The organism is Pseudoalteromonas sp. SR45-5 (assembly GCF_014163565.1).
Classification (GTDB): domain Bacteria; phylum Pseudomonadota; class Gammaproteobacteria; order Enterobacterales; family Alteromonadaceae; genus Pseudoalteromonas; species Pseudoalteromonas distincta.
Window position 1 is genome coordinate 1 of the sequence record NZ_JACJDN010000311.1, and the last position, 4,655, is coordinate 4,655.

Sequence of the window (4,655 nt, forward strand, 5' to 3'; positions counted from 1 at the left end):
ATAAATACGACGATCAACGCTTGCACGTGTTACTTGCTGCGTTGTGATTTCTTTACGAATTTCTTCACGGTAAGCTTGAAAGCTTTCGCCCGAACCTTCGATAGTGCGGCGTAAGTCGGCGATTGTTCCGCCTTGCTCTTTTGCCATGTTAGCGAGAGTTTGATCGAGTTGGCTGTCTGAGATTTGTAACCCCATACGCTCAGCCATTTGCATCATAAGCGCTTGATTAACTAAACGCTCTACAGCTTGTACACGAAGTGTTTCATCTTTTGGTAATTGCTGGCCTTGTTCTTGTGCTTGCTTTTTAACACGATCAATTATGGTGTCTACTTCGCTTTTTAAAATTACGCCTTGGTTTACAACGCCAATAACTTTATCTATTTCTACTGGTGCAGCCATTACACTTTGACAAAGGCTGGCACTTAAAACTGCTGATGTTAATAATTTTTTTAAATTCATATTCTTTTTACTACTCTTGCTGATAGTACTCTAGTTACTAAGAAAATACGGTCTACGATAGCCAAAAATACCTTGTTGTAATAATTTTTGTGCATCATAACGGCTTTTACTGCCAAGTCCTTTTAATACAAAATTCAAACTAATACCTGAATCAAAAGTTGCTTGTTCTTGTCCTATTGACTGATTTAAATCAGTTTCAATTTGGCGATGGCCAGTAATTTGGATAGCCCAACAGCATGATTCATACTGTAATCCGCTCAATACTTCGATACTTCTGTTGTTTTCAAGATCTCGATGATAGCTCGCAATAAATTGCCATTCGTCGCTAATAGGAATACTTGTAAATACACCTGCTTGCTCGATTGTATTTCCTGAGACATCATTTGCATAGCGATGGTTCAATTGTACTAGCTGATTATTATCACCTTTATAATCAAGCGTTACATTTGACTGTACCATTTGCTTGCCATCTGTATCATATTGAATACCTCCAGCGAGGTACCAACGGCGGTGCCAATGTAACATGGTTTGAGCTGCAAATAGTGCATTATAATTAGTGTCTGAGTTTAAGCCTTGCTCTGTTGGCTTAGCATCGTCACTTAAATAAAATATTTGGCCCGCACTAAAGTTAAACACTTCTTCTTGTTTTTTATCAAATAAGCGCGTTGTAGCACCTAAAGTAAACTGATTAGCAGCTGCTATACGGTCAACACCCGAAAAGCGCACGTCTCTAAATAAACCGTAATAATCATCTTGCAGTTTGGTTGTATCAAACAAGCCAATGTCTGACTGATCTTTATTAGGTGTATATAAATACTGAATTTGTGGCTCTAGTGTTTGTATACCATCTTCAAAAAAGTAAGATGCGTCACGCTCAAAATTAAGCTGAGAGTACAAACGTACTTTTGGGATAGTACGCGATACGGTATCGCTGTATTGCGTGCCGGTTAAGTTTCCGCTTTGCTTATAATTAGTTTGTAATAAGCTTACTTCAGATAAAAATGACCACGCATGCGTAGCGTAGTTGTAGCGTGCTTTTGGCTCTACGTGTACACGAGTTGCGCTGTCTATGGCCACTTCTGATGAATCATTAGTAAAATGGCTAATCTCGCCCGACACACTAAAGTCAAAATTATCAAAACGCCAAGGCGCTGTTTGCGTAAAATTAACTTGTGGTATTGCAGTGTATGACTCTAAGTGATCGCCGAGTACTTCAAAGTTTTGCACTTTAATATCGGTTCGCCATGTATCACCTAAATGGGTAAGTGAACCAGTACGATACAATTGAGTATCGGTTTTACTTGCGTAGTTTGAAGTTAAGTCGGTGATGTAGTTATCATCGCTCACATTGGTTACATCAACGTTTGCGCGCCAGTTTTCACCTAGGTAGCTTTGCTGTTGCCAATGAAACATGTAGCGTTCATTCAAATCAGGCTCAGAATCATCACTATCTAAGTATTCAATCCCTACTAAGCCTTCGTGTTGCTCTGTTAGGTATCTAAACTCTGTCTGTAATTGCAGCCCTTTGTTAGACATATAACGAGGCGTAATTGTGGCATCAAAATTAGGTGCAATATTTAAATAATACGGCGTAATTGTTTCAAGGCCGTATTTGTCAGAGCTTGAAATGGTCGGGGTAAGTAGGCCCGATTTACGGCGTTCATCTAGCGGGAATGTAAAATAAGGTAAATATAGAACTGGTGTATCTAAAATACGCAATACGGCGTTATATGTTTCGCCCCAGCCTTCTTCGCGTGAAAGGTTTATTTCGTCAGCTTCAATTTCCCATGCTGGGGTGTCACTTGGGCAAGTAGTAAAGCTTGCATTCATGAGTAATAGGCCAGACTGATTAACAGTGAGCTTTTCAGCGCCGCCTTTACCTTGTTGTTCGGTTAGGCTGTAGTCGGCGCCTAACAAACTGACTTCTGAATTATTTAAATCGGCATTTAATCCGGTGCTGTTTACTTTACTTACGTAGTCTTGATAAGTAATTGGCCCCGTTGCATTTAATAAACCACGCTGTTTGTCTATCAACGCAGTTTGTGCGGACAAACTCATCTTAAGGGTGTTAATATCAACATTGCCGGTAAATTCAGCGCTTTGAGTGCCAAGTAGCTCAACATCATCAGCTTGGATATCAACTTCACCAAGGTTAAGGCCTTCAAGTGGTTGCCAAGCTCTGGTTTGCATTGAAATGCCACAAAGGTTGTGTGCCAGTTCAGTTTCGGCAAGCGATGGTGCGCTAACTACGCTTAGCATCAATATGCCCCAGGTTTTGCTCATTTATCGACCTTAATACTTTGTGTTTAATATAATATACACATAATAAAGGAAAATAATGGCAATTACAGTAATTGACCTATAAAAATAGATATCTAATAAAATGACACGCTTTGAGAATTTACAACAATTTATAAACACACACCTTAATGCCAAGTCGCATACTTTAAACGCGATCACGGGGGATGCTAGCTTTCGCCGTTATTATCGTTTAAATCACGATAATAAACATTTAATAGTGATGGACTCAGATCCAAAAAAAGTGAATAACGAACCTTACATTTTGCTAAACCAAGTGTTTGTTGAGCAAGGTTTTTTACTTCCCACTATTATTGCAAGCGATGAGAAACAGGGCTTTTTTATTCTCAGTGATTTAGGCAGTACGCACCTAGCTGACATGCTTGATGATGCAAACCGCACCGAGCATTATCAAGCATTAATTAATTTAAGTGCTCAGTGGGCAAAAACGCCCACAGCTTCTGCTATGCAAGCGTATAACGAAGATTTTATAAAGCTAGAGCTTGATATATTTAGCCAGTGGTTAGTAAGCGACTTTATTAATGAGCCACTCAGTGCAGAACAAAAAATAATGTGGCAAACAAGTTCAGAGCTATTAATAAAGGCGATGCTTGAGCAACCTACGGTTACCGTTCATCGTGATTACCATAGCCGTAACATTATGAACAGTAACGGCCAGTGGGCCATTATAGATTATCAAGATGCTGTACGCGGGCCGCTTTGCTACGACTTAGTATCGCTACTGCGCGATTGCTACTTTAAATTGCCAGAGCAAGAGTTAACAAGTTTGCTTGATTTTGCTTATCAAGAATTTACAGTTCAAAATTTACTGACTAACACTTCATTCGATGAGTTTAAATATTGGTTTGATTTAACCGGATTACAGCGCCACTTAAAGGCTGCGGGTATATTTTGTCGATTGTATTTACGCGATGGTAAAACAGGTTATTTAGATAATATTTTACCGACGCTTGATTACATTATTGAAGTGGCAGCAAATTACCCAGAGCTTAAAGCATTGAGTGAGTGGACAAAAAATACCATAGTGCCAAAAGTGACTGAAAAGTTGGCAAAGGAGCGCTCATGAAAGCAATGATTTTAGCTGCAGGGCGCGGGCAAAGAATGATGCCGCTAACGCAAAATATGCCAAAGCCAATGTTAAAAGTGGCAGAAAAACCACTTATTGAGCACCATATAAATAACCTTAAAGCAGCCGGCATCACCGATATTGTAATAAACCTTGCGTGGCAGGGTGATAAAATAAAAGACTACTTTAAAGATGGCAGTCAATTTGGCGTAAATATACTTTATAGCCAAGAAGTTGAAGGTGGCCTTGAAACGGCCGGCGGTATTATTGAAGCGTTACCGCTGTTAGGCGACTCGTTCATTGTAATAAATGGCGATGTATACACCGACTATGATGTAAGTGCGCTAATGCAACTTCATTTACAACCCGGTGAGGCGCACATAGTGCTTATAGAAAACCCGCCACACAACCCAGATGGCGACTTTGCATTGAGCCATTTGTCGGCCGAGAGTCAAAAATATACCTTTTCGGGGATTGGCCGGTATCAGGCTGATTTTTTTAAAGGATTAACGCAAGGTATTCGCCCTTTAGGGCCTATTTTACGTGAAAAGCTAAATGAACATTTAGTCTCTACTGAGCTCTATATAGGGCAATGGGATGACATTGGTACACCAGAGCGTTTAAACCAATTAAACACGCGCCTTGAGGCGTAACAACTCAATTTTTAAGAAGGCAGTATTATAGATGTGGGGAAAAATTCTCGGTTTTTGTTTTGGCTTTATGTTTGGCAAAATATTTGGTGCTATTTTAGGTTTATACCTAGGTCATTTATTTGATAAAAGCTTAAAAAATAACTTTGATAAAGCAGGCG

4 protein-coding genes and 1 pseudogene are annotated in these 4,655 nt (G+C 39.6%); 3 read left to right on the forward strand and 2 right to left on the reverse strand.

Features of this window, described 5'->3' with window-relative positions:
- Positions 1–459: SurA N-terminal domain-containing protein (locus H5072_RS12205; protein ID WP_182693671.1), on the reverse strand; the 459-nt coding region annotated here is incomplete at its 3' end.
- A gap of 30 nt (positions 460–489) precedes the next feature.
- Complete coding sequence (gene lptD / locus H5072_RS12210) at positions 490–2,742, reverse strand: LPS assembly protein LptD (protein ID WP_039485527.1); 2,253 nt, start codon at positions 2,740–2,742, stop codon at positions 490–492.
- A gap of 100 nt (positions 2,743–2,842) precedes the next feature.
- On the opposite strand from lptD, the gene H5072_RS12215 reads away from it, so the two are divergent.
- The 3 genes and pseudogenes from H5072_RS12215 to H5072_RS21180 form a co-directional block, all read left to right on the forward strand.
- The gene (locus H5072_RS12215) at positions 2,843–3,844 is read left to right on the forward strand and encodes an aminoglycoside phosphotransferase family protein (RefSeq protein ID WP_182693672.1); all 1,002 of its coding nucleotides are present in this window, start codon (positions 2,843–2,845) and stop codon (positions 3,842–3,844) included.
- Entirely contained in the window at positions 3,841–4,497 is a 657-nt protein-coding gene (gene murU, locus H5072_RS12220) for an N-acetylmuramate alpha-1-phosphate uridylyltransferase MurU (RefSeq protein ID WP_039485522.1), read from the forward strand. The genes H5072_RS12215 and murU overlap by 4 nt, the downstream gene beginning before the upstream one ends.
- Positions 4,498–4,528: 31 nt before the next feature.
- A pseudogene (locus tag H5072_RS21180) lies at positions 4,529–4,655 on the forward strand (molecular chaperone DjlA); the annotation flags it as partial.